Origin of the sequence: Porphyromonas miyakawae (assembly GCF_045865415.1) — a bacterium.
Taxonomy (GTDB): domain Bacteria; phylum Bacteroidota; class Bacteroidia; order Bacteroidales; family Porphyromonadaceae; genus Porphyromonas; species Porphyromonas miyakawae.
The window spans coordinates 786422-812474 of the sequence record NZ_BAAFSF010000001.1; the positions used below are offsets into that span (position 1 = coordinate 786422).

Here is a 26053-nt window from a genome sequence, read left to right on the forward strand (position 1 = left end):
ATACTACTCCTGACTATCAATTTGATAGACTTCTCTTATGTAGGTGTCTATTTTTTGCAGTGTGGTACTAAGCAGTTCTTTTCGTTTGTTCTCTTTTCGTTTGCGATGGTAAAGGTACAGAATAAAGGGCAAAGAGAAGGGAAGAATAGGCAAAAGGAGTAAATAGATCACCTTTGAACGAGGAATAAGTGAAGAAAACGAACGTCTTTCAGCCGGCAGCTCTCTTAAGTAGCTCAATACGTGTAGGTCATCAAAGTCAATTAGCTTGTCAATCATAGAGTTGAGCTGTCCGTTGGTTACTCTAAATTGCCGGTTGAGTTCTATCAAATAGTTATGTCGAGGAAGGGCTCTATGTAAGAATGGGTTTGCAGCCAGTTTGGCAAGCTCCTTTTGTGCAGTAGCGACCTCCTGCAAAGCTATTTGTGCAGAGGGGTGAATGATAATCAGCTCCCGTCTGGATACTTCTCTTTTCTTTTCCGGCTGGAATAAGCCTTTTATACTTGCTATGATAGCATCCAGATTCAGTGTGGCAGAGTCTTTAGTAGCTTGAAGCGTAAGGAAAACACCTAAAGGAAGTAAAACAAAAGCAGATAGCCACATACCGATCCACACCTTCCACTCACCATGGTATCCCATTTTGTAGCCATAAGTATCCACCATGTAATATAGGATAAAGATAAGCACGGATACCACCATGGGGGTACCAATACCACCTTTTCTTATGATAGCCCCTAATGGTGCGCCAATAAAAAAGAAAAGCAGACAAGCCACAGGAAAAGTGAACTTTCTATGCCGCTCCTGATCATGGGTGCGATAGGAATAGGCTTGCCAGTCATATTCATAAAACTTCCCTTCAGCATCTTGTGCCAGAGTTTTTAGCTGATCAATGCCATTCTGCATCGCTGTTTCAACTTGGTTCGGAGGTAGAGTAGTGAGAATACTGTCTAATGAAAGAAGTCTATAGTTATCATCTGTAAGAAGAAAACCCTCTTGATTATTCTCCTGTGCTGAGTAGGAGAGGCTACTATTCCGGTCTTGCAGCACCCTTTCCATGATCCCATCTGCATTCTTTGTGCCAATGCTGTCCAATGCGTATCGAGCTGTATCTTGAATGTATGCAGTGAGTTGTCTAAGGTTTTTCCCAACAAATTGATTACGAAGCCCTTCATCACTTTGGAGTTCAAAATTAGCATCAAATGGGATAACGATCTGTTTATAAGCAAAATGCTCCTTGTAGTAAGAGCGCGCTACATCTTGGGAATAAACCTTCTGGTTACTTTCTTGAAGTCCATGAGTTAATTGCTGAAAGCTTTCTCCGCGCCATAGATCTAGTTTCAGAAAGGTTTTGGAGGCGTCCATAACCAGCTTGCCGGAGTCAGCTCTTATAATACGCGTATTGGAGAAGCCCTCCGATAGATCGTATATCATTACGCCAGCAAGTGAGCGATCTTTCGTGTTTTTCTTTTGTACAAAAATACTGTAATCGCTAATCCCATTGTAAAAGCTACCTTCGGGAATTTCCAAGTCCGGTTGTTTATATCTTGCCGAGAAGGCTATTTGGTAGAAGCGCACTTGCGCATCCATCATTATGGTATTGAGAAAAACGAAAAGGCCGATGCTTAGTGCTGCCACTACGCCTATCAGAGGGAGCATGATGCGATGCAGTGGAACTCCGGCACTCTTGATTGCGAGTAGCTCTAATCGCTCTCCAAGTCCTCCGAAGGTCATTAATGAGGCTAATAGAATACCTAAGGGAAGAGCCGTCGGTAAACTAATCTTAGCCACTTGTATAAGCGCTTCAAGGAGCGTGGCAATAGAGATCCCCTTACCTATAAAATCATTGGTATAACGCCATAGAAACTGCATGATCACTACGAACCAACAGATAGAAGTAGTCATCAGCAGCAGGGGAATAAACTGCTTAAGCATGTAACGGTATAGGCGTTTCATCTTTTCTTATAAGGATCTCTTATTCTATTGGGATTGTTTTTCACAAAATCACTCCAATTACGAAGTACTCTATTCCCTGATGCAAGTGGGTTAGAGGTTTGATAGTAATGGCAAAGAGCCGCAGCCAATCCGTCAGTTGCATCTAATGCCGGAAGCATGCTATCCTGAGGAATGTGTAGCAGCCTTTGTAACATTTCTGCAACCTGCTCCTTAGACGCATCTCCGCTGCCTGTAATGGATTGTTTGATTCGACGAGGTGCATACTCGGTGATGGGTAAGTCGCGAGCCAAAGCTGCTGCGATAGCTACTCCCTGAGCTCTCCCGAGCTTTAGCATACTTTGTACGTTTTTTCCAAAGAATGGGGCTTCAATAGCCATCTCATCCGGTAAAAACTCCTCAATAATGCCCGTAATACGATCATAAATGCGCTTAAGTCGCAAGTAAGGATCCGTAAGCTTACCAAGCTCTATGATGCCCATAGCCATAAAATTAGGCTTGGCACCGTTGATCTTAAGAAGCCCATACCCCATGATTACAGTACCTGGATCTACTCCGAGTATGATTCGCTCTGCCGCCACTATTTATTGTTAAGCTCTTCTTTTAGATAATACCCGGTATAACCAGTCTTTTTACGAGAAAGTGCTTCCGGAGTTCCCTCAAAGAGTATCTTTCCGCCTCCGGCTCCTCCTTCCGGCCCCATGTCAATGATCCAATCAGCGGACTTGATTATATCCATATCATGCTCGATGATAAGAACGGTATTGCCGCGCTCTACCAAGCTATTGACCAAGTTTAAGAGTAACCTTATATCATCAAAGTGAAGTCCTGTAGTAGGTTCATCTAAGATATACAGTGTCTTCCCGGTATCTCGTTTAGATAGTTCGCCTGCCAACTTGACCCGTTGACTTTCTCCACCACTCAGGGTAATGGATGGTTGTCCTAATTTTATGTACCCAAGCCCAACTTGTCGCATGAGCTCTAATCGAGGCGCAATAGAGGGTATATTTTCAAAGAACTCGGCCGCCTGGTTAATAGTCATATCCAGCACATCGGCTATTGATTTTCCCTTGTAGCGCACCTCCAATGTTTCTCTGGTGTAGCGCTTCCCTTGGCAAACACTGCAGGGTACAGATACATCAGGCAAGAACTTCATGCTGATATTGATATACCCATTCCCCTTACAAGCTTCACAGCGTCCCCCTGCTACATTAAAAGAAAAGCGACCCGGCTTATACCCTCGGGCTTTACTTTCGGGTAGAGACACAAAGATTTTACGTATCTCAGTAAAGAGCCCTGTGTAGGTAGCAGGGTTGCTTCGAGAAGTACGTCCCAAGGGAGACTGGTCTACTACTGCTATCTTGTCGATATGCTCTACTCCATCTAATTTCTTGAAGGGTAGCGGTTCTTCTTTGGCATTGTATAAGGCTTTGCGAATTGCAGGTACAAGCGTTGAGTTAATGATAGAGGATTTACCGCTTCCGGATACTCCGGTCACACAGATAAAAGTCCCTAAAGGAAGCTTTAATGTATTGCCTTTGAGGTTGTTGCCAATTGCTCCACTCAATGTAATCAAGTGTCCGTTCCCGGCACGTCGCTTAGAGGGAATCTCAATACGCTTTATACCATTCAGATAGTTTGCAGTAATTGTATTGGCATGAGAGAGATTCTCAGGAGACCCTTGGAAAACTACTTTCCCGCCTAACCTTCCTGCACCGGGTCCGAGGTCAATCAGGTAGTCAGCTGCTAACATAGTGTCGCGGTCATGCTCTACTACCACTATTGTATTGTCGCCGTCACGGAGTTTCTTTAATGAATTGATTAGTAGCCTACTGTCTCTTTTGTGCAATCCTATGCCGGGTTCGTCTAGCAGGTAGAGCACCTCTACTAATCCTGTGCCTATTTGTGTGGCTAAGCGTATGCGTTGGCTTTCTCCGCCACTTAGCGAAACAGATGTCCGTTGTAAAGTGAGGTAATTGAGTCCTACATTGAGCAAGAAATTTAATCGCACGCGTATCTCCTTGATAATTTCTTCTGCTACGGGGTGAAGTTGTTTGGGGATAGCTTCTTCAATTGCAGGGAGTAGGGCAGTAAGCTTATCTATGTCCATTGCATTGAGATCAGCTATGTTCCATTCTCCGATTCGGTATGAGAGGGCTTCTTTATTCAGGCGACTACCGGCACACTCAGGGCAGGGAACGGTAGCCATATATTCGTCAACTGAAAGACCATCGTTGAGTAAATCATGAAAAAATAGGTATTTCATTGCCCCTAAAAACAGATCATTGGATGGGTCGGCATCCGTTTCTCCGCAAAGAAGTCGCTCAACGAGCTCATCGGGAAGCTCTGAAATGGGTGTATTTAGGCTAAATCTCTCTTTTGCAAGTTCTTTCTTAATCTCCGACATGTAACCCTTGAGTTCTTTTTGTTGGAGAAAAGGAATTCCACCTCCGGCAATACTCGTTTCCTTATCCGTGATAAGTCTATCCTTATCCAAACGATGCACCGTGCCTAACCCTTTGCAATGGGGACACCAACCTCGTGGAGAATTGAATGAGAAGGTAGCCGGTGAGGGATCTCCGTAAGAAATGCCACTCTCTAGGTCAATGAGCTTCGTAGAGAAAAGGCGTACAGTCCCATCTTCCCTCTCACGTACTTGTAGTAACCCATCGCCCTCCTTTACCGATAAGCGAACGGCTTCGCTAAGGCGCTGCTTCATTGTTTCCTCAACGATGAACTTGTCTATAACAACGGATACATCATGTGTGCTGTATCGATCAAGCTTCAACCCCGGGACTAGCTCTTGCACTTTGCCATCTACCAAAATATTTAGGTAGCCTTTGCGGCGCATCCTATCCAGTAATTCTCTATAGTGTCCCTTTCGCCCCCTTACGATAGGTGCCATTAACTCAATTGCTTTGCCACTATAAGTAGATAAGATCAGATCGGTTAATTCCTCTTCGCTGAAGCGTTGCAGCTTTCGGCCCGTTTGACTTGAATAGGGAGTTGCACAGCGTGCATAGAGTAGCCTTACAAAGTCCCATATCTCTGTAATGGTACCTACGGTGCTTCGAGGGTTTGTAGAGGCCGTTTTTTGTTCGATGGCAACAACAGGACTTAAGCCATCAATGGCATCCACTTCTGGACGCTCATTACTGGAAAGAAAAGTGCGGGCATAGGGCGAGAACGTTTCGATATAGCGACGTTGCCCCTCAGCCAAAAGAACATCAAAAACAAGACTCGACTTACCGCTACCACTAAGCCCCGTTACAACAGTTAGCTTATGACGCGGTATACGGACGTCAATATGCTTTAGATTATGTACGGAAGCACCATGAACAGAAATGGCTCCTGCAGCGAACAAAGCCTCGTTTGTCTTCTTATTTTCAGCTTTTCTCTTCATCTTCGCAAAGATACCTTTTCCGCGTCACTTATGCCCTATGTGGCAACCTTTGTAAAGGAAGATTTCAGCATTTAGATCTCCTCAATCGAAAGATCCATATCTTTCAAGTCAAAGATATAGATCTTTCATTTGAAATATCTGTATCTTTTAAATGAAAGATCAATACCTTTTGGGGAGAAGATACTAATAAGAGAACAGGCGATACAGTATGATCGCAATTATAGCATAAACAATGTTAGGCAATTCTGCTGCAAGGAATGGAGACAAAGAGCCTGAGATGGCAAAACTTGCAGATATGGTCATAAAAACGATATAAGTGAAGCTTAATGCAATTCCCAGGGCTAAAGAGAGGCCCATTCCTCCTTTGCGCTTGCGTGCGGAGAGGGAGACTCCAATAAGGGTTAGAATATAAGCGGCAAAAAAGGCTGCAAAGCGTTTATGCAGTTCCACCTCAAAGCCCTTTACGTTTGAGGCGCCTCTGTTCTTTTGATTGTTAATTTGCTCAATCAAACGTGGGGTAGTGAGGTTCTCAGCATCCAGTGCCGTAGCAAGAAAATCTTGTGGCGAAATATAAATTAAAGTATCAAGTGTGGAAAAGCGACTCAATGAGTCTCCTGTAGTGCGAAAGTACGTTATTGATCCCTCTTGCAACTCCCATTGGTGGTCATCTTCATAGTGGGCTTCCTCGGCTACTAAGCGGCTCTGCAATGTGCCATCTTCAAAGTGATCAATCGAAAAGTCTGTTCCCTGATTGTTTTCTGCATTAAAATAGCGCATATATAAATATTCTCCGGGAGAAAGCTCCATCTGAATACACTCGGCATAATTGATGCGTTTGTCTCGTATGTAAGTGTTCTGAAAGTTGTTGCGCACTTTATTGCCCGGAGGTATTACGAAGCTATTGAGCAATAGAGTGAAAATGGCTATTACAGTGGCAGAAACCATGTAAGGGCGTAAGAGACGATTAAAGCTAACGCCCCCTGCTAAAATAGCCGTTATCTCGTTTTTTTGGGCTAACTGAGTCGTAAAAAAAATAACCGATATGAAGACAAAGAGCGGACTGAAGAGTACTGCATAGTAGGGAACAAAGTTGACATAATAGTCAAAGATGATTTCATGAAGTGTCAGATCGGGATTAGTAAACTTATCAATCTTTTCATTGATGTCAAATATCACAGATACACTAAGTATCAGCGAGATGGCTGAAAGAAAGGTACCCAAAAAGAGCTTGATTATATAGCGATCAAGCCGCTTAAGATACCACCGCTCGCTTCTTTTCTTCCTTTTTACGGAAGGGATAGGTTCAGGGGGTACTTGTTGCATTGACTCTTCAGAATTCATCTTCTTGTGCGTATACTTAATGTCGTTCTTCAGTAAAGTCAATATACTCGCCTTGATCTTTGTCAAACTTGCGGCGTTCGACCTCTTCAATGGATAGCTTTTCCTTTTTGGGAGTTTTGTGGTGGTGCTGCCGTCTTTTTACCCCCTCTTGCGATTGCTCTCCAAACTGGCGTTGTAATCTGCGAATCATCAGTGTAGAAATGCCTCTTATTATCCACTTTCTACACAAATAGATGATAAGAATGATTAAGAGGAGAATCAATAAGAAATCCATAAATATATATTCTCTTTTTGTTAAACCTTATAGCGCTCTATACGCTTAATGATAAAGGGTGAAACGATTATGTATACAATAATGAAGTGGGCAAATCCGACCATTTTCCACAGAGCAACAATAACTAGGCCTATCAATCCTAAAATAAGGAGCAACAGGTTGGTAACCTTTTCTTGTCTATTGCGAGAGGGAATATGTGTTTTGAGAGATAACAGCGGTAAGTTGCTGACCATCAATATGCCCATGATGATAACAAGTGAGTAGGTAAGAGAGAGAATGAGTGGCACAGAGGTTGATTCCGTCTGAATAAGTCTCTCTGACCATCCTATCCAAAAAAGGGCATTAGCAGGAACAGGAAGACCATAAAAGAACCTTCTGCTTCTTGTGTCACGATTGAATCTGGCTAGCCGATATGCTGCAAAAAGTGGCATTACAAAGAGTGGAAGTACTATCCATTTGTACTCTGCTGTATCGGGCAAGTTTGTGCGGAGTGCTTCTAATAGTAAAAAAGTGGGTGCTACAGCAAAAGAAACAATATCAGAAAGAGAGTCCAAATCTCCTCCTATAGCACTTTCACTATGCAAAAGTCGTGCAGTCAATCCATCAAATACGTCTAATAGAGCGGCAGCAAAAATAAAGTAGATAGGAATATGTATGTCAGGATAAGCATAAAAAGTAAGCCAAATCGCTGTTATGCCACAGAATAAATTGCCGAGCGTCAGTAAATTGGGAATAAAGCTAATAAACTTTTTCATAGAGGAAGATGGCCTAAGAGTGTCATTCCACCCGTTACTTGTGTACCAATCGAATGCTCTAAATTAGACTCTAAGGGAAGGTATAGGTCAACTCGAGAGCCAAAACGAATAAATCCTAATTTGTCATTTACATCCACTTCGTCACCTTCCACCACGTAAGTGGTAATACGCCTTGCAACAGCTCCTGCAATCTGCTGTACTAAAATGCGATGATTACTATTTGTACGAATAATTACGGACGAGTGTTCATTCTCTGTACTACTTTTCGGAAGGAATGCTTTGTGAAAGTTGCCCTCTGTGTGTTCAACTCTTTCTATAATGCCGGCTACCGGCACCCAATTGGCATGAACACTATAGATCGACATAAAGACAGAAAGCTTTATGCATTCACACTTCAGATAGCGTCCTTCATAAACAGTCTCAATCGCCACGATTTTCCCATCTGCCGGAGAGGTGATTGCGTCCTCTTTTTCTAAATAGGGGTTATGTCTGATAGGACTTCTGAAGAAGTTTAGTATGAGTCCCAAAACGACAAGGGATAGCAAAACAACTGCAAAGAATATGCTCTTGTAGGGTTGAAAATGCCACACCATCCACGAGAATAATATGGATAAAAAAATAAATGAAAGGATAATGCCACGCCCCTCTCGATAAAACTTTTTATGAATACTTCTACGTTTTGTCATACTTTACTTAATGATAGTTGCTTCTTTATAAGGGTATACCTTCTCTATATAGGAACCATTGGGATGCGAGTACCACAAAAAACCCTCTACCTTGTCAAAACCCATTTGTTTAATACAAATGCTATAGCCGGCGACTTGTTGTTTATGACTCTCTTTGGGATGAGCAAACTTATAATCAATGACTGCAACTGAGCCGTCAGCAAACTTTACCACTCGGTCTGGTCGGACCATACGAGTGCCTTCCGGTATTAAGATCGTTTGTTCGTTCAATATAACATTCTCCGGTGCAAACCATCGCTTGCCATATGGATGTTGTAACATTTTTTCAAGTAGGAGGGTGGTAGACTGACACTGATCCTCCCGTAAATATCCTTCTGCGATAGCTTTACTTATGGCAAAAGGAAGGGATTCGGCTACGGATACGTTACTGAGGATTTCATGCAGGGCACTTCCTCTTTCAATAAGATCCTCCTCCTCAAACCTCTCTTGAGCTTGTAAGTGTATGCGTAGGCGCGGGAGGTTGCCATCCAAGTAATGGTGGATTGAAGGTACAGATAGGGACTCTGTATTTTTCGTCTCTTCAGCACGATCTTCTTGAGAGGGAATTTCCTGAGTAGGGAGTAGCTTATTGCCCTCTTTGCCCCAGAGCACTTCGGATAGCACAGTGTGTAATAGTAGTTTCTTTTGCTCTCTATCTGTTGGGGTCTTCACCCATAGGACCATTCCTTTTTTCGCTCTTGTAGCAGCTACATAAAATAAGTTCAAGCGATCAATAACCTCTTTCACCATTTCCTCGTAGTACTCTTTAAGAAAGAGTGTCTTTTCGAGTTCCTTTGTTCGTTTAATGGGTACTTTCAACGAAGGATATTCAGTTCCACTCGATAGTACATGAGAAGGTGATACCCATAGGTAGGCAGAGCGACTACTGAGGTTGGTAAAACCTAAGTCCCAAGTCAGGAAGGGGAGGAGAACAATGGGAAAGCCCAATCCCTTTGCCTTATGAATGGTCATGATGTTAATCGCATTTTCATCTCGTGTGGGAAGATCCTGCTTATAGCCACGTGTGTGCCACCATTCAACAAACTCAGCAAGACTTCCTTTCCGGTCTTGGTGAAAGTCGTCTATAGTGTCCTGCAAAGCCATTACGTAGGTAATTTCTCTCTCCGGTATTTTTGATGCAATCTGTTTGATTATCTGATTGGTGAGATGCGAAAGAGTGCTATGAGCCGCCTCTTCTTTAAGACTATCAAAATAAGTCTTAAAAGAGGCTTTATTTATATCCTTGTCAATCAAATTGCGATAACGTAAATGGGCAATATCATATGACGTGCGATCCTCATTGTCGCTTAATGCAGATAAGAGGTCAATAATCAGCCCCACGATCTTTGAGCTAGAGAGCTTTAAGGCTTCAGCACTAGTAAATTTGAAGAGCTCTTTGCACCGAGGATTTTTTTCTACAAACTGAAGGAATGTAGCCGCAACTTCGCCAGCCTGTTTATTCGTATTAACTAAAACGGCAATATCTCGAGGCTTGTACTTTTTATGCACAATTAGGTCAATAATCTTTTCGCATAATGGGGGAACACCATTCTCTTCTTCCGAAGTAATAGGTGAATGCCCCGTATCAAGTAGATAGTATTCTACTCCTCCATGATTGTCAGGGAAAGAAGCTTTCTGCTCCGAGTGTTTATAGGTTTCGTTAATGCTTTGTGTTAGTTGATTAATCTTATATTGGTCAAGTAGGCAGCAGTCGTCCGATACCACTTTAGCAAGGCTATTCTGTATAGTATCTGCTAACATCTTTGAGACAGTGCCTGGAAGCTGCTTAAATAGAATGTTGTTGAAGTTAACGATTTCGGGAGCACTACGCCAGTTTTGCTCTAGTGTAGTTTGATTGTAGTAATACTTAAAATCATCGGGTACAGCTTCTTGTAGAATAGTCCTATCACAGTGTCTGAACTTATAGATACTTTGCTTTACATCGCCTACAATGAGATTTTTGTTGCCAGCGGATAGAGAATTGGCTAGTAGCGGCTTCAAATTATTGTATTGCAAGCGGGAAGTATCCTGAAACTCATCAATCATAAAGTTGTGAATAGCCACTCCGGTTCTTTCGTATAGAAAAGAGGAATCACTGTCACCACTATTGATCAACGTATTGATGAAGGCTTGAGACGAAAAGAGCAACATCGTATTTTGCTCTTTTCCTTCCTCTTTCATTGAGGCATCAATATGTCCAAGCGTTGCTAAGAGAGGGAGTTCTTTAGCGATGCATTGAAGTGAATTGTATCGAAGCATTTCTTCGCTTGTTACCTTCGCAGAGGAGCTTTTCTTCTCTATCGAAAGAGCTGTAATAGAGCTATCAATTTCTTTGCGTAAAGACTCTATTTCTTCATTTGTCGGCAAGGCGTATGCAACTGTCCCTTGTAGTTCGGCAGCAGCAAAAATCTGTTTGCCTATATTTTCTATCTGTGGAAGTACGTTATATTTATCCCCTTCATCTATTCCACTCTTGACTATGCTGTCAATCCAACTTCTGGCATCCTTTTTCTCTTCGTTTTCTAGACTATTGAAGAGTAATAGAGTCCCTTTATGTAGCCAGTAGTCATTATCCAACTCAATCCGATAGTTACTCTGATGTCCTATTTCAGTAGCGAAAGACCGTACGATCTCTTCAAAAAACGAGTCTATGGTTTTGATCTTAAAAGCGCTGTAGTCACTTAAAAGTACTTTAAGTGCGGTCTTTGCTTTTTGAACGAGTGTCTCTGGAGATAATTGTAGTCGTTCGCATAAACTGCTACACATTGGCGACTTCTGCTGGGTGATATCGTAGAGAGCTTCTATGATACGACTCTTCATCTCCTCTGTGGCCTTTTTGGTAAAAGTTACAGCTAGGATGTGTTGATACGATTGCTCCGGATTTTGCAGTGCTAAAGCGATATACTCCTCTGAAAGGGTATATGTTTTACCAGCCCCGGCAGAGGCTGTATACACTTGAAGTAGTTTACTCGTATCCATCTAACTTCCTTGAGGTGAATTTACTGTTGATTCAGCGCGCCCTTTTTAAGTCTTTCATTAGCTTTACGGCGTCGCACTATATCGATAGCCATAAAGCAGGCTTCTCTTAGTGAACGCTCGGATGCAATGCCTTTACCTACTATATCATAGCCTGTACCGTGAGCAGGAGAGGTGCGGACAAACGGAAGACCTGCTGTAAAATTGACTCCCTCATCCATGGCAAGTAGCTTAAAGGGTGCTAATCCTTGGTCATGATACATAGCTAATATGGCATCGTAATTACCTCGTGACGCTGATCCCCAAAAGCCATCTGCAGCAAATGGCCCAAAGGCAAACACTCCCTCTTCGTTGCGGAGTCGGGCTATTGCCGGAGCAATAATTCGGTTCTCCTCTTCGCCAATGAGTCCATTGTCGCCCGCATGAGGGTTGATAGACATAACGGCTATACGCGGTGAGGCAATATCGAAGTCTTGAACCAGAGCATCTCGCAAGGCAATGCCTTTTTTTACGATTAAATCGGATGTGATCTCTGTAACAACATCTGATAGTGCAATATGTTCGGTTACCAAAGCTACTCGGGTATTCTTTGCCGCTAGGATCATATGTGGTTTCGAATTGCTGCGGGCTCCTAAATAGGCTGTATGCCCTTTGTAAGGGAATAAGTCGGATGGCATTGCAGACTTATTGATGGGAGCTGTTACTAAAGCATCCAGATCCCCATTCAAGAGATCAGTTGTCGCTTCATCTAATGCTGCATAGGCAGCGCTTCCCCCTGCTGCAGTGGGTTTGCCCATCTCTACTTGAATATCATCATCGGTACAATTGATCAGATAAGGAGTCGAATCTGTATCAACTGCTTCAGAAGGATGCTTAATTCGATTCCAAGGCTCGCTTTCTATATTGAGTGCCTTTCGATAGTAACCTGCTACCTTAGCCGAGCCATATACAACAGGCGTGAATAGTTCAAGCAGGCGAGTATCTTGAAGCATTTTGAGTATTACCTCATAGCTTACACCATTGATATCTCCATGGGTGATACCGATCTTTAGTCTTTGATCCATATCTTTACCTTTCTCTACCATTCCTATTCTACACTTTGCCAGGTGATCTTCTTCAGTACAGCAGGATCAAATTCACCCTCCTCAGTATTTCTAAATGAATATAACGCAGCTTGCATGCGACGAACTAAATCGCGCTTTAATTCATTGGGATGGTATATAAATCCCTCAACATAATATAGTGTGTGGCTATCAAGGTCAATGAATGTATGTGATACGAATGGTCCCGCCATCATATCCTTTCCACTCATTTCCCATAGTCCATTTATTTCCAGACGTATATTACCTCCCGGAATATTGACAAGACGGGCTTTGACCGGTACGAGAGAATTGTGCTTCATATGGCTTTCTGGAGTAGAGCCGGGTATTTGGCTGCCTAATACTGAGTCACGCAGTTCCAGTACTCGTTCTACTGAAGGAATTTCGTTTCCTAAGTAGGGAAGTGAAAATACAGCCAAGTCCATACGCTTGCTATAAGTATTATTAGACATCCAAAGAAAACCCTCATCGGATTTATAGGATACTATGTCGTCCGGTACGTTGATATGATGATTAAAGAGCGCAGTTGCAAAGCTATCTGCTTTGATACTATATCCTTTTACGAGTAAGTCATTGGCAAGGCGATACAATTCGTGTCTAAGGAATAGATCTCTTACTACACCGGCACCGGCACCGCTCACAAAAGCTTCTAAAGAGTCTTTGCTCGGAGTCTGCAAGGTTACAACTAATTGCCCATTTGCCCAAGGATCATAAGCATATTTGAGGGAGTTTTTGCTGTAGGTTGCATCATTAGCATCCACAATAAATATATTGCGTGTATTGCGCAGAAAATCATTAAAGTCTCTTTGATCAACGGTAAGTACGCGCATCCAATGCTCAACTTGGGGAAGGGCATACACTTCTGCTTGGAGCATATCTTTAGTAGCTAAACCAGCGGAACTTGCCTGCCAGTCCTTATCCATAACCAAAAGCACCTCGCCGGGGCTTCCTGAAGCTTGCATCAACGAACCGGCTGTGTTGCCTTTGCAAGAGGTAAAGAGCGGTGCAAGGGCTATTATTAATAGAGAATAGAGGTATATCCAATTCTTTTTCATTGCTTTGTTAGCTGGCTAAGCGTTATACATTCTTTGTGTCAAGCCATTCTCCAATTGCCTCAATAAGCATTTGGTTGTGTTCTTCATTAAGGGCAGAGATGCGCATGTAGGTTTCATCCAACCCATAGTAATCACTCATCACTGCGATAGTCATATTGTAGTTTTCTTCTAAGAATAATCGGAGCTCTTCTGCAGTACCCACTTTTACCTTTACTAAAAAGAAAGTTGTTTCATTATTGATCACCTCTAAGGCGTCAAACGTGCGCAGGTGAGACATCAATTCTTGTGCATTGCGCAACCATTTTCGTATAGGTAAAGCAAACTGGGCCGGATGAATGAGAATATACTTAGCTGCCTCTTGAGCAATGCTCGTCACGGACCATGGAATCGTGTAGCGAGCTATTTGATTGGCGATAGGTTTGTCGGCTACCATATACCCAATGCGAAGGCCGGGTATTCCATAACTTTGACTAAAGCTCCAAACCAGAATAAGGTTAGGATACAGCTTTATGTCCTTTGAGCTAAGCATATTTGTTGTGGTAAATGTAGCGTATGATTGATCTATCACAAACTTAACATGTGGGAAACGCTTAATAGCTCCAACTAATTCAGAGTGGCTGACGATATGTCCATCCGGATTGTTAGGGGTAGAGAGTAGGCAGTAGTCCACTTTATCTAATGGCCAATTTGCTATCGGCTCCAAGTCGGACACGTATACAATCTCGTAGCCATAAAGTTCAAATGCTTCTTTGTATTCAGGGGGTGAAGGTACGGTAAGAAGCAGCTTACCCGGTTTTAAGCCCTGTGCTATCTGATATAAAGCTCCTGTGGGACCATTGGTAACTATTATTTCTTCATCCGTAAGGTCATGACGCCGTGCGATCATCTTGCGTAGTGTAGCTGCATCTCGCTCGGGGTATCGCCCGAGGGTGGCAGACAGATGTTCAGTTAGATGCTCGGCAAGCATTTCAGTACGTGCCCCGAACCAAACAGTCGAACTAAAATCTATCATTGGACTCTTTTTTTTGTCGGTTTGCTTCATTGTTATCTTTCCTTTACGTATGACTTTTGCTATAATTACATTCGGGTCTCTGAAGAGGTAATTTAGAGTTACAGTATCCCAATGTAGCATTTATTATTGAATGCTTAGGGATCCTTTTCGTGCTGACTGCCTTCATGCCGGCAATGCAGGGATTGGGCAAAGAGGAGAACTTGTTGATAGTCTCCTTTTTCCCCACTCGTCCCTTGGGTCGCACTATGTAGAACTTCTGTCTTGCTTCGCTATCCTTACTGAAGAAAAGTCGTGCTGCATAAGCACGCTTAGCCTCATCGCAAGATTCATAGGCACACACTACACTTTCGCTCTTATTGGTTCCTGCACGCTTGCAGTTGAAGCTATAGGGAGAGGCAAAGTGTGCATAGATCACCCTATAGTGTGAGGAAAGAGCTGTTACTAAAGCAGCATTTTGTTTCCCCTCATAGCTATTGACGAGCACTATCTCGCAACCTTTAAATTGGTTGATGATATCCTCCAAAGAGTTGTCTTCGTGTGCTACAAGTACAGCTTGTAACTTGATGCCCAATTCATTGAGTGACTTTCTGAAAGTGCCGGTAGCTCCTCCGCCTTTTCCTAACTCCAAGAGGCCGATAGGGATATGAGTTGATAGAGGAAATAGGGCAGCGTTTTTTTGTATTTGGAGTGACTCGTACCATAGTTGGTCTGCATGGGCACAGAAGCGTTCACTATTTATTTCTGCGAGTAGCTCGTTTTCACTATTGCAGTGTTTATGTTCTTGTCCGGTCTTTATGCTCCCGATAAGTGCATACTTGGCTCTTAGTACTCGCTTTACATGGGACTCAAGTAAAGATCTTGTCAGTATTCCCTGATTTACGGCTTGTACAATCTCTTTGTGCATTTGAATGGGGTCAATAGGACCCAAAAGAAGGTCATTACCGGCCAATAAGCAAGCAACACCGATAGGGTGCTTACTACCTTGCTGTACTCCTGACATCTGTAGCCCATCGGTGAATACCAATCCTTGGAAGCCAAGTTCCTCACGAAGTAGTGTGGTCACAATAGGATTGCTTAGCGAGGCCGGTTTCTTGGAGCTATCCAGTGAGGGTACAGACAGATGTCCTACCATAATACCTCCATACCCGGCAGCAATATATGCTCGAAAAGCAGCTATTTCATTTTCTCTTATTGATGAGGCAGAGCCACTGATCGTGGGAAGTGTTTTGTGGGAGTCCTTATTGGTATTACCGTGACCCGGAAAATGCTTAGCTACCGTTAATATTCCTCTGCTCTCCATACCTTGAGAAAAAGCAAGGGCACAGCGTATAACCTCGTCTTTAGTGGTGCCAAAGCTTCTCGTGCCAATAACAGGGTTAGCAGGATTGTTGTTTATATCCACAACCGGAGCAAAATTGACGTGAATTCCCATTATATTGCACTGTGCAGCAAGGTCGTTCCCCATCTGAGTGATTTGCTCTGAAGAGCAATTGGATAGAGCTCCATTACGTGGATAGCGAATGGTTGAGTGGAGGCGCATAGCTAGTCCCCATTCAGCATCTGCAGTGATCAGAAGCGGAATATCGGATACCTCGTTGAGCCGTTGGGTCATCATATACTGGGCAAATGGATCGCCCTTCTGGAATAAAATACCTCCGGCTCCGATTTGGTGTACTATGGTCTGTGCCGTCTTTATCTGAGATTCATCAGTTGAGGGATATAGGATAGGGACAATCAATTGCCCCACTAACTGCTCAATAGACATACTGCCGAGTAGTGCATCTATCTCAGATTCCTTTTCTCGACAGATGGAGAGTAATGAAGCCTCTTTACGCTTCGGTTGCTCCTTTACAGAAAAGGTAGTAGCATCCATAGATTCTGCCGCTTGACTACCGCATAGTAAGATTACTATGGCGCAAAAGAATACCTTAATGCCTATTTGCTTTGCACTACACCTCATATTACTACAAAATTACCGCTTAAAGCTGAATAATCAATCAGTGAGGTGGGAATTATAACCTACAATTAAGAGTCAGACCCTTTTCCTCGTTATTTTGGCAACGTTCATGTGTTGAATTGTGTTATGCTTCTAATAGCAGCATTCCATCGTGCTGCACGGTCTGCCTCCCGGCGGAAGTGCGTTAAGCTATCCCACGCAGCCGGGCGCATTAAGCGGCTGCTCTAGCGTAAGGCTGTCGCGGGTTTTCCCCTCGGTCTCGGGAGGTCTGACCGTCCTACAAAAAGGTATAGATCTCTCTGCAGAAAGATCAGAAACTTTCCATTAAAACATCAGAACATATTGTATGAAAGATTAGAACCTATCGAGAAAGTGCTTCGGTATATGCCTTCACCTCCCCTATGCGGAGAGTGGAGAGAATGTTGCTTTAGCGCACTCCATCCTCAGGGTTATTCTCTGCCAGGGGGTAGGGAGGGCCAGTGAAAAGGCTTGAGCCCCTAAGACAGGGCTGCAAGCCACATTGCAAATAGTAGAGGAACGATCTTTTTGAGATTTATCCTCCTATTCCCGGTTTATAGTTGTGAAATAAAAAGTCGTACTGAACAGAAATTGGGTCTGTAATTGAATCCGTAAACATGGCTATAGGAAGCACCAAGGAACATATACCATGCCGCATTAGATTTTTCCCCCGGAGTAGAAGCCCAATAATGTCCATTACTATCATTGTCGTAGATTGACTTTCCTACTTTAAAGCCGGAAGCGGGAAAGAAGCGAGTAATATCCTTTTCGGTATTAGATTCCCAAAAAGAAGTCTTCTTAATATCGTTGATAGTAACGGGTGTCGTATTATCTATATGACGGCAAGTAATCTTCATGCCGCACTGTCCTTTTTTATAAATGTACTCATATCTCCAAGCTGAAAGGAGTGCGGTGCCTTTAAAGCGAAGAGCATAGGCTACACCATCAATATTTCCTCTGTAATCACTTGTTGAAGTGAAAGTTTTCCCATTGACAACAGAAGTTTCTGAAACGTCGTTGTAAACAACACTCGTTTCAAAGTTAATGTAATCGTTCTCGGCATATAGCGGTACTATAGACAACCACTCCTCTTTTGTGGGGAGGTGGTATCGCTTGCCTCCAATGGTTATATCAGAGAATTTAGCTACTGCATCATCAAAGGTGAAGTACCCGCTCACATTGGTGGCTTGCGTTGTAACAAAGTTTGTCCCCTCCGGATTGACATTGTATTCGGTAACGTACTCCAAGGGTAAACGAGTAGTTGGTTGCGGTCCTTTATGCGCTTTGCGATGCACTGTAAGCTCTTGTGACAAGGCACCTTCGTACAATGCTTTTACTTCCAAAACGAAATTAGCTGCTGCGTCTCCCGGCTTTACTACGAAGCTCTTTTTGGCAGGATCGATACTAAACTCGGCTGCGTTGCCCGATTTCAATGAAAGTACAAACTCGGATACCGCTAATGGTGTACTCTTTATCGTCTTTCCCCCTTTATCTAATACTGTGCAGATACCGGTTACGTGTCCTTCTCCGCCCTCAGCTCCAAATGTGGAGGGCTCCGCCTTGAAACTATAAGTGAGTGACCCTTCGCGCTCTATGCGAAGCTCTTGCGCCCCGCTTCCCTGACAAGAGGCAAGTAGCTCAAATGTGGCTGCATTACCCGGAGCTACTTCAAAGCTTTTGGAGGCATCGTCTACGCTGATTCCTTTAGCATTTCCTTTGAGGGAAAGGGTGAAGTCATTCAGTGAAAGGGGCTTTTCGGATACAACTTTACCCGAAGCATCGGTAATCGTACATGCTCCGGCAATTGTGCCCTTTCCTCCCATTGCCGTAAATCGATCCGGGGTAGCAGTGAATGAGTAGCTAATTTTCCCGCCTCGTACGATGGTTAATGTTTGCTTACTATCTTTTGCTTTGTCGGCTGTAGTCGTAGCTTCAAGTTCGAAAGTTGCCGTTTCTCCTTGCTTTACGACAAATGTTTTTGTCTCGTTGTCAATGGAGATTTGTAGCGCATCACCGGATTTGAGCGCAAGGGTGAAGTCACCTTTTGCCATAGGCTTTTCGGAAACCACTTTGCCATCCGGAGAAATCTCTTGTAGAATGCCTTCCACAGCACCTTTGCCTCCTTGAGCAGAAAACTCTGCCGGAGTCGCTTTGAACATAGTCTTGAAGGAGTTCTCCACCGGTGGGGTGGGTTCAGGTTTGTTACAGGCTACTGCCAATAAGGCTACCGCCAATAAAGAAAAGATTTTTTTCATATAAAAACTATTTTAAAAGTTGATGTCAAGTGAGATATGCAATTCCCTTTCGGGGAAAGAGAGGGGGCTCTAAAGGAATTGTTGAGCCCATGCGTTCCTCTCCTTATGTTGTGAGAGAAAATCTATTTCCCAACAGAAAAAAGACAATCTGTATTTTTGCTTATTCCAATTTGTTTCCTTTCATAAATAAGAATGGAAAAGTGCTGTTTGTTACTTCTAATTAGGAACAAATTGCAATAATACGCTACAGTGTAAAAGCTATTTAAAGTTATTTCTCTCTATCCCCGAAAGAGTTATGCATTACATTAACTATGTTAAGTGGATACTAAAACCAATATTACTATTCTGACAAGAAGAGGCGTACGGAATAAGAGTGTACTTTCTTGTAGTTTCGCATAAAGGCATAATTTGAAAAGACCCTCATAAACCAGGCATAAGTAGTTCCGCTTGGGGTTGAGGACCAATAATGTCCACATTCATTTAGATAGTTAAGCTTGAGAGAGTCATCTTTCCATCCGCAAGCAGGAAATAGTCGAATAATATCATAATCGCTATTCTTACTCCAATACTCTTCATTAGCAATGTCTTCAAGCGTCACCTTGCCTTTATCTTTTATACTTCTTGCAGTAATTTTTAGTACCTGACATCCGTCTTCCAAAAAGTATTGGTACCGCCAAGCCGAGACCATGTCAGTTCCCTTGAATCGAATAGCATAGCTTGCTCCCGAAACTGCGGCAAGATAGTCATTTTTTGAAGTGATGTTTTCCTTACCTACCTTCACAGTTTCTTCAATGTCACTGAACCTATTTGGGTCCATAAAGTTGACATAATCATAGCCAAGTGGAACTATGGCCATCCACTCCTCTTTTGTAGGGAGGTGGTATCGCTTGCCCCCAATGGTTATATCAGAGAATTTAGCTACTGCATCATCAAAGGTGAAGTACCCGCTTACATTGGTGGCTTGCGTTGTAACAAAGTTTGTCCCCTCCGGATTGACATTGTATTCGGTAACGTACTCCAAGGGTAAACGAGTAGTTGGTTGCGGCTCTTTATTCGCTTTGCGATGCACTGTAAGCTCCTGTGACAAGGCGCCTTCGTACAGTGCTTTTACTTCCAAAACGAAATCAGCTGCTGCGTCTCCCGGCTTTACTACAAAGCTCTTTTTGGCAGGATCGATACTAAACTCGGCTGCGTTGCCCGATTTCAATGAAAGTACAAACTCGGATACTGCTAATGGTGTACTCTTTATCGTCTTTCCCCCTTTATCTAATACTGTGCAGATACCGGTTACGTGTCCTTCTCCGCCCTCAGCACCAAATGTGGAGGGCTCCGCCTTGAAACTATAAGTGAGTGACCCTTCGCGCTCTATGCGAAGCTCTTGCGCCTCGCTTCCCTGACAAGAGGCAAGTAGCTCAAATGTGGCTGCATTACCCGGAGCTACTTCAAAGCTTTTGGAGGCATCGTCTACGCTGATTCCTTTAGCATTTCCTTTGAGGAAAAGGGTGAAGTCATTCAGTGAAAGGGGCTTTTCGGATACAACTTTACCCGAAGCATCGGTAATAATACATGCTCCGGCAATTGTGCCCTTGCCTCCCATTGCCGTAAATCGATCCGGGGTAACAGTGAATGAGTAGCTAATTTTCCCGCCTCGTACGATGGTTAATGTTTGCTTACTATCTTTTGCTTTGTCGGCTGTAGTCGTAGCTTCAAGTTCGAAAGTAGCTGTTTCTCCTTGCCTTACGACAAATGTTTTTGTCTCGTTGTCAATGGAGATTTGTAGCGCATCACCAGATTTAAGCGTAAGTGTAAAGTCACTTTTTGCCATAGGCTTTTCGGAAACCACTTTGCCATCCGGAGAAATCTCTTGCAGAATGCCTTCCACAGCGCCTTTCCCTCCTTGAGCAGAAAACTCTGCCGGAGTCGCTTTGAACATAGTCTTGAAGGAGTTCTCCACCGGTGGGGTGGGTTCAGGCTTGTTACAGGCTACTGCCAATAAGGCTACCGCCAATAAAGAAAAGATTTTTTTCATATAAAAACTATTTTAAAAGTTGATGTCAAGTGAGATATGCAATTCCCTTTCGGGAAAAGAGAGGGGGCTCTAAAGGAATTGTTGAGCCCATGCGTTCCTCTCCTTATATTGTGAGAGAAAATCTATTTCCCAACAGAAAAAAGACAATCTGTATTTTTGCTTATTCCAATTTGTTTCCTTTCATAAATAAGAATGGAAAAGTGCTGTTTGTTACTTCTAATTAGGAACAAATATAACAATATTTTTTATGTAAGTATTATTATATGTCTATAAGATAAATGTATTAAGGTGATTCTTTGCATTATGCTGCCTAAGCATAATTCTATTGCAGTGCATGAATAAGATTTACTGCGCATGTAAAACTTATATTACACACATTGAGTTGACGCATTATTGCCGTAATAGCCTATACTTCTTAGTAATGGGGCAATGTGGTGGAATTCGAATCGCGGGGAATGGGGGAGTGTGAAATACAGAAGGAGTATTACTCTAACTGCTTGCGGTACACAACGTCCAGCGTATTTCCCTCCTTATCTTTCCAAGCCATCCAGCCGTTTTTGCTTGTGCCGGTACAGAACTCCGCTGCTGCACTGGGACTTGAGAATGTTTTGTCCGACGTGAGTACCAATACGCCCTGTTCAGTAGTAGTATAGTCCTCAATCAGCCTTTCTCGTTCTTTCCATTTTAAGGAAGCTGCAGCTTGTTTCGCTATAATACTTCCCTTCAGAATGGTGAATCCGTCCGCTCCGTAGAAGCCTTTTGCGTTGTACTCTTTCCCTTTCATATAGAAAAGATGTTTCTCCGTAACTTGCGGAACTTCAAAGATATTGCACCCAATAAATGAGGTCAAGAATACCACATCCTCAAAGAATTCATCCCCCGTATCTTGTTGAGGCTCGGGCAGATTGGGTACTTTGGGCGTCTGTTTATTGTCGTCCAATATGTATTTGTTTGCTTCTTTTGCTCTGTTGATGGCTTTGTACTCCAAATACTGTACATCTACTTTGGTCATATCCTCATCCTTTGACACAAAGACGAGTGCCTTTTGCCAAAACGACTTTTTAGTTTCGTGATCCTTTACACGCTCTCTGAAGCTTTCTGTTTGACCGATATATGCCTTGGGCTTTGTAGCACTATCCTCGCCTAATAGTATGTAGAAGGCCGGTTTCTGCAATCGTTCCTGCTCGTTCAAATAGGAGAGATTGGAGCGTGGCACCACAAACATTTGGCAAATCTTATTGCTGATGAAGGCGTATCGGGTACCCTTTGGATCGCCATCAACCAAGTATGTTGTTACTGTTTTCCCCATATATTATGTCCTATGCAGTTGTAAGCAGCTTTGCCTAAGTTTCTTTTCTGAATGTCTGTTTGAGTTGTATCCTCATAGCCCCACTCGTTGAAAATACGCTTTGCTTATGGGCGCCATCCCACATAATGCAAAAGTACCTATTTTAGCACATAAAGACCGTACGATTGTAAGGTACAATCTCCATTGCTGGTGTATTTGGTGTCACTCATCATTTACATAACAATGCCCATATGCGACGGATGACTATGAAGTTAGTGTTTTATACCAAAATGAAATGGACCAAATATAGGGACTCTTTGTCCGAAAAATAAGGTTGGTACTCTTTTTGCATTAATCAAGAGAGAAACTAAATAAAGATAATAATGGAACAACATAAACCGAATAACAAGAAGAAGTGTCAGGATGCTATGAACAAAAAGGCACAACCCACGGAGCATGATGTGAAGGGAATGCAGCAGGAGAAGGATGACGCAGATGCTCACTCTTCTGAACAGAGTACTGCAACTGCACCCGGATTGGATCAGATTCAGGAGTTGCAGACGGCAATAGAGTCGCTTCGTAAAGAGCATCAAGCATTGGAGGATAAATATCTGCGCTTGGCTGCAGAATATGATAATTATCGAAAGCGAACAGTTAAGGAGAAGAGTGACCTATTACTCCATGGCGGAGAAAAAACTCTTTTCGCTTTGCTGCCGATTATTGACGATTTGGAGCGTGCCCTACAACACATTGATGCCTCTGAAAGCATAGAGGCAGTAAAGGATGGTATCATGCTGATTAACACGAAGTTTATGGGTTATCTGAAGGCACAGGGGGTAGAGCTGATGGAACCTATTGGTAAGCCATTTGATATGACTGAACAACAGGCTGTAGCAATGGTGCCTGCTAGTGAGGAGCATCCTGCCGGTTCTGTGATTGACTGTACAAAACGAGGTTACAAGCTACACGACAAAGTACTGCGTTATGCAGATGTAGTAGTAACTCAATAATATCAGCTGAATGTAAGCTTGTAACAGAGCAGTTAACGAATAAATGGCAGAAAAGAGAGATTATTACGAAGTACTGGGTGTTAAAAGGGATGCTACTGATGAAGAGCTAAAAAAAGCCTATCGCAAATTGGCCATTAAGTACCATCCTGATAAAAATCCCGGAGATAAAGAGGCTGAAGAGCGTTTTAAGGAAGTCAGTGAAGCTTATGCAGTGCTCAGTGATAAAGATAAAAGAGCACGTTACGATAGATTCGGACATGCCGGAATGAATGCTTCCGGAGGAGGATTTTCCGGACAAGGAATGACGATGGAGGACATTTTCAGTCAGTTCGGAGATATCTTCGGGGGACACTTTGGCGGTGGCTTTGGTGGCTTTAGTGGTTTTGGCGGTTTCGGCGGTTCGTCACGTGAGAGACCTATTGTCAAGGGAAGTGATTTGCGTATTAGACTTAAGCTTACGCTGAAGGAAATATTGAATGGCGTAGAAAAACGTCTGAAGGTACGCAAAGATGTGGTATGCCACGTATGTCATGGAGCCTGCACCACAGAAGCTGATGGACGCAAGACATGTAGCCAGTGTCATGGATCGGGGATCATAACGGAGATGTCGAATACTTTCTTCGGCTCTGTGCGTACTCAGACCACTTGTCCCACCTGTGGGGGAGTTGGTACTATTGTCACAAAACCCTGTGCACATTGTCATGGCCATGGCGTTGAGAAGGGTGAAGAGGAAATTTCTTTCAGAGTACCTCGTGGGGTTGCCAAGGGGATGCACTTGACTCTTGAGGGAAAGGGGAATGCATCTCCTGAAGGAGGTATCAACGGGGATTTATACATCATAATAGATGAGGAACAAGACCCAAACCTTATCCGTAACGGAAATGATTTGATCTACAATCTTCTTATACCTGTTAATACTGCTATTGAGGGAGGAGAGGTAGAGATACCTACTGTTACCGGAAGAGCGCGAATCAATATAGAGCCCGGCACACAGCCCGGAAAGATTCTCCGTTTGCGCAATAAAGGGCTTCCCGAAGTGAATTCAAACGGCTCTATGATGGGGGATCTATTAGTGAATGTAAACGTATTTATACCTCGCTCACTAAATCAATCAGAGAAAGAAATAGTTGCCTCCATGAAGGATAAGGCTGGTTTTAGGCCTACAGAGGCGGATCGCTCTGCTTTAGATCGCAAGTATCGTGAAATGCTTCGTTAAATAAAGCATTTCAAGAGTTCTTGGATAAAACGAGTTGAGGTCCCATGTCATATCATTTGCTACCTTTGTTACGGAAATGAAAGCGCAAGATTACATAGTGGTCGGTGGTGGACTCTCGGGGCTCTACACAGCACATATATTAAGCCAAAAAGGGAATGTCCTGCTCATGGCTCGTGCGGGTTTGGATGAAAGTAATTCATACTTTGCACAAGGCGGCATGGCGGCTGTTACAGATGCAGAAGACACACCTGCAGACCATTTTCAGGATACCATTGTGGCAGGGAGAGGCTTGTGCCGTGAGGAAGCCGTCTCTCTGCTAGTGGAAGAGGCTCCCCATCGTGTGGATGATCTCATTTCTATGGGAATGCAGTTTGATGAAGAGAATGGCCATCTCGCCCTAGGGTTGGAGGGTGGACACCATCATCATCGTATACTTCATGCCGGTGGGGATGCTACGGGAAGGCTCGTTACGCAGTTCATGATTGAACAAGTACTGAAGAATGAGCGGATTCAGGTGTTAGATCACTACTTTGTTACTTCTCTATTAGTAAGAGATGGGCATTGTTTTGGGGTAAAAGTGCTCAATGAACATACTTTCAAGGAGCAAGCCTACTATGCAAAAGCGATAGTATTGGCTACGGGAGGGTGTGGAGCCTTATACATACCTACCACAAACCCACCTTTTTCCCTAGGGGACGGCATGGCAGTGGCGCATGCTGCCGGAGCAAGGTTGATGGACTTAGAGTTTATTCAATTCCATCCAACCGCACTGTATAGCGATACAGGCAATGCCTTTCTAATTAGCGAGGCTGTTCGGGGCGAAGGTGCCTATTTATTAAATAAGGAGGGCGAACGCTTTATGAAGGACAAATACCCGTTGGCGGAGCTATCTCCGAGGGATGAGGTCGCTCGAGCTATTTTCTCAGAAATACAGCGTTCAGATATTCCTTACGTAACTCTTTCTACGGCACACTTATCCCGAGAGCGACTTATGCAGCGATTCCCAACCATAGCGGCTCACTGCAAAAAGATGGGATTGGACTTTGCCACCGGAATACCTGTTGCCCCTGCGGCACACTATACGGTGGGCGGTATCGCTACCAACCTATTTGGCGAGACGAACATAACAGGCCTATATGCCGTTGGAGAAGCAGCCTCTACAGGTGTAATGGGAGCTAATCGTTTGGCATCTAATTCTTTGATAGAGTGCATAGTCTTTGGTTATCGTATCGCAAAACATATCATTGAAAACCCACAGCACGATTATAGCGACATAGCCTCTCCTCCTGATGTTGAGTTGCGTACTTTTGAGGCCCAGCGAGAGCTTCGTTGGCAGAAAGCAAAGGAAGAGCCTGCGATGCATAAATTAGGAAAAATACTAATGAAGCACTGTGGTATTATACGCACAGAAGACTCCCTAAGAAAGGGCTTACAAAAGCTTGAAAGGTTGAGAAGATCAGTAGGATGTGAAGATGATGAAACCTTGTTTTCGCAAGAAGTACTTCATCGGAGAATTACAATAGCTGAATTGATGTTGAAGGCAACTTTACTACGTACAGAGAGTAGGGGAGTGCACTATAGAGATGATTATCCTGAAACGCTACCAAAAGATAAGGCATACAGGACAGAGATTATTGGCGATAAAATTACGCATGTGACATTAGATCAATACGAATAGGTCATTGTAAGGGT

At 43.4% G+C, this 26053-nt stretch carries 18 protein-coding genes; 3 read left to right on the forward strand and 15 right to left on the reverse strand.

Annotation, left to right across the window (positions count from 1 at the left end):
- Nucleotides 1-3 precede the first annotated feature (3 nt).
- The 15 genes from ACLWMH_RS03205 to ACLWMH_RS03275 all read right to left on the reverse strand — a co-directional run bounded on the left by ACLWMH_RS03205 (nucleotide 4) and on the right by ACLWMH_RS03275 (nucleotide 22156).
- Nucleotides 4-1950, reverse strand: a complete 1947-nt coding sequence (locus tag ACLWMH_RS03205; protein ID WP_411915305.1) for an LptF/LptG family permease — start codon at nucleotides 1948-1950, stop codon at nucleotides 4-6.
- Nucleotides 1947-2531 (reverse strand): crossover junction endodeoxyribonuclease RuvC, encoded by a 585-nt coding sequence (gene ruvC, locus ACLWMH_RS03210; RefSeq protein WP_411915601.1) that lies wholly within the window; start codon nucleotides 2529-2531, stop codon nucleotides 1947-1949. Before ruvC ends, ACLWMH_RS03205 begins: the two co-directional genes overlap by 4 nt.
- Nucleotides 2528-5350 (reverse strand): excinuclease ABC subunit UvrA, encoded by a 2823-nt coding sequence (uvrA, locus tag ACLWMH_RS03215; protein ID WP_411915306.1) that lies wholly within the window; start codon nucleotides 5348-5350, stop codon nucleotides 2528-2530. The genes ruvC and uvrA overlap by 4 nt, the downstream gene beginning before the upstream one ends.
- A gap of 183 nt (nucleotides 5351-5533) precedes the next feature.
- A complete protein-coding gene (locus ACLWMH_RS03220) occupies nucleotides 5534-6673 on the reverse strand; it encodes an LptF/LptG family permease (RefSeq protein WP_411915602.1) in 1140 nt (379 codons plus the stop codon).
- 34 nt (nucleotides 6674-6707) lie between these two features.
- Nucleotides 6708-6965, reverse strand: coding sequence for a DUF4834 family protein (locus ACLWMH_RS03225; RefSeq protein WP_411915307.1), 258 nt, complete (start codon nucleotides 6963-6965; stop codon nucleotides 6708-6710).
- Between the two features lie 20 nt (nucleotides 6966-6985).
- Nucleotides 6986-7720 carry a CDP-alcohol phosphatidyltransferase family protein gene (locus tag ACLWMH_RS03230; protein WP_411915308.1) on the reverse strand — a complete coding sequence of 245 codons (735 nt, stop codon included), beginning with the start codon at nucleotides 7718-7720 and terminating at the stop codon, nucleotides 6986-6988.
- A complete protein-coding gene (locus tag ACLWMH_RS03235) occupies nucleotides 7717-8406 on the reverse strand; it encodes a phosphatidylserine decarboxylase family protein (RefSeq protein ID WP_411915309.1) in 690 nt (229 codons plus the stop codon). The genes ACLWMH_RS03230 and ACLWMH_RS03235 overlap by 4 nt, the downstream gene beginning before the upstream one ends.
- A 3-nt stretch (nucleotides 8407-8409) precedes the next feature.
- Nucleotides 8410-11424, reverse strand: a complete 3015-nt coding sequence (locus ACLWMH_RS03240; RefSeq protein WP_411915310.1) for a UvrD-helicase domain-containing protein — start codon at nucleotides 11422-11424, stop codon at nucleotides 8410-8412.
- Nucleotides 11425-11444: 20 nt separating this feature from the next.
- The gene (pdxA, locus tag ACLWMH_RS03245) at nucleotides 11445-12485 is read right to left on the reverse strand and encodes a 4-hydroxythreonine-4-phosphate dehydrogenase PdxA (protein WP_411915311.1); all 1041 of its coding nucleotides are present in this window, start codon (nucleotides 12483-12485) and stop codon (nucleotides 11445-11447) included.
- A gap of 23 nt (nucleotides 12486-12508) precedes the next feature.
- A complete protein-coding gene (locus ACLWMH_RS03250) occupies nucleotides 12509-13576 on the reverse strand; it encodes a DUF4837 family protein (protein ID WP_411915312.1) in 1068 nt (355 codons plus the stop codon).
- A gap of 22 nt (nucleotides 13577-13598) precedes the next feature.
- On the reverse strand, nucleotides 13599-14618 hold the full coding sequence (locus ACLWMH_RS03255) for a pyridoxal phosphate-dependent aminotransferase (protein WP_411915313.1): 1020 nt from the start codon (nucleotides 14616-14618) through the stop codon (nucleotides 13599-13601).
- A 13-nt stretch (nucleotides 14619-14631) separates the two neighbouring features.
- The gene (locus ACLWMH_RS03260) at nucleotides 14632-16548 is read right to left on the reverse strand and encodes a glycoside hydrolase family 3 protein (protein ID WP_411915314.1); all 1917 of its coding nucleotides are present in this window, start codon (nucleotides 16546-16548) and stop codon (nucleotides 14632-14634) included.
- Nucleotides 16549-17117: 569 nt separating this feature from the next.
- The gene (locus tag ACLWMH_RS03265) at nucleotides 17118-18818 is read right to left on the reverse strand and encodes a hypothetical protein (protein ID WP_411915315.1); all 1701 of its coding nucleotides are present in this window, start codon (nucleotides 18816-18818) and stop codon (nucleotides 17118-17120) included.
- Nucleotides 18819-19158: 340 nt separating this feature from the next.
- Nucleotides 19159-20847, reverse strand: a complete 1689-nt coding sequence (locus ACLWMH_RS03270) for a fibrobacter succinogenes major paralogous domain-containing protein (protein WP_411915316.1) — start codon at nucleotides 20845-20847, stop codon at nucleotides 19159-19161.
- A 484-nt stretch (nucleotides 20848-21331) separates the two neighbouring features.
- Complete coding sequence (locus ACLWMH_RS03275; protein WP_411915317.1) at nucleotides 21332-22156, reverse strand: GIY-YIG nuclease family protein; 825 nt, start codon at nucleotides 22154-22156, stop codon at nucleotides 21332-21334.
- Between the two features lie 362 nt (nucleotides 22157-22518).
- Between ACLWMH_RS03275 and ACLWMH_RS03280 the strand changes: the two genes are divergently transcribed.
- The 3 genes from ACLWMH_RS03280 to nadB all read left to right on the forward strand — a co-directional run bounded on the left by ACLWMH_RS03280 (nucleotide 22519) and on the right by nadB (nucleotide 26039).
- The gene (locus ACLWMH_RS03280) at nucleotides 22519-23145 is read left to right on the forward strand and encodes a nucleotide exchange factor GrpE (protein WP_411915318.1); all 627 of its coding nucleotides are present in this window, start codon (nucleotides 22519-22521) and stop codon (nucleotides 23143-23145) included.
- 43 nt (nucleotides 23146-23188) lie between these two features.
- Nucleotides 23189-24361: a molecular chaperone DnaJ gene (gene dnaJ / locus ACLWMH_RS03285; RefSeq protein WP_411915319.1), complete on the forward strand. Its 1173-nt coding sequence runs from the start codon at nucleotides 23189-23191 to the stop codon at nucleotides 24359-24361.
- 76 nt (nucleotides 24362-24437) lie between these two features.
- On the forward strand, nucleotides 24438-26039 hold the full coding sequence (gene nadB / locus ACLWMH_RS03290) for an L-aspartate oxidase (protein ID WP_411915320.1): 1602 nt from the start codon (nucleotides 24438-24440) through the stop codon (nucleotides 26037-26039).
- Nucleotides 26040-26053: the final 14 nt, after the last annotated feature.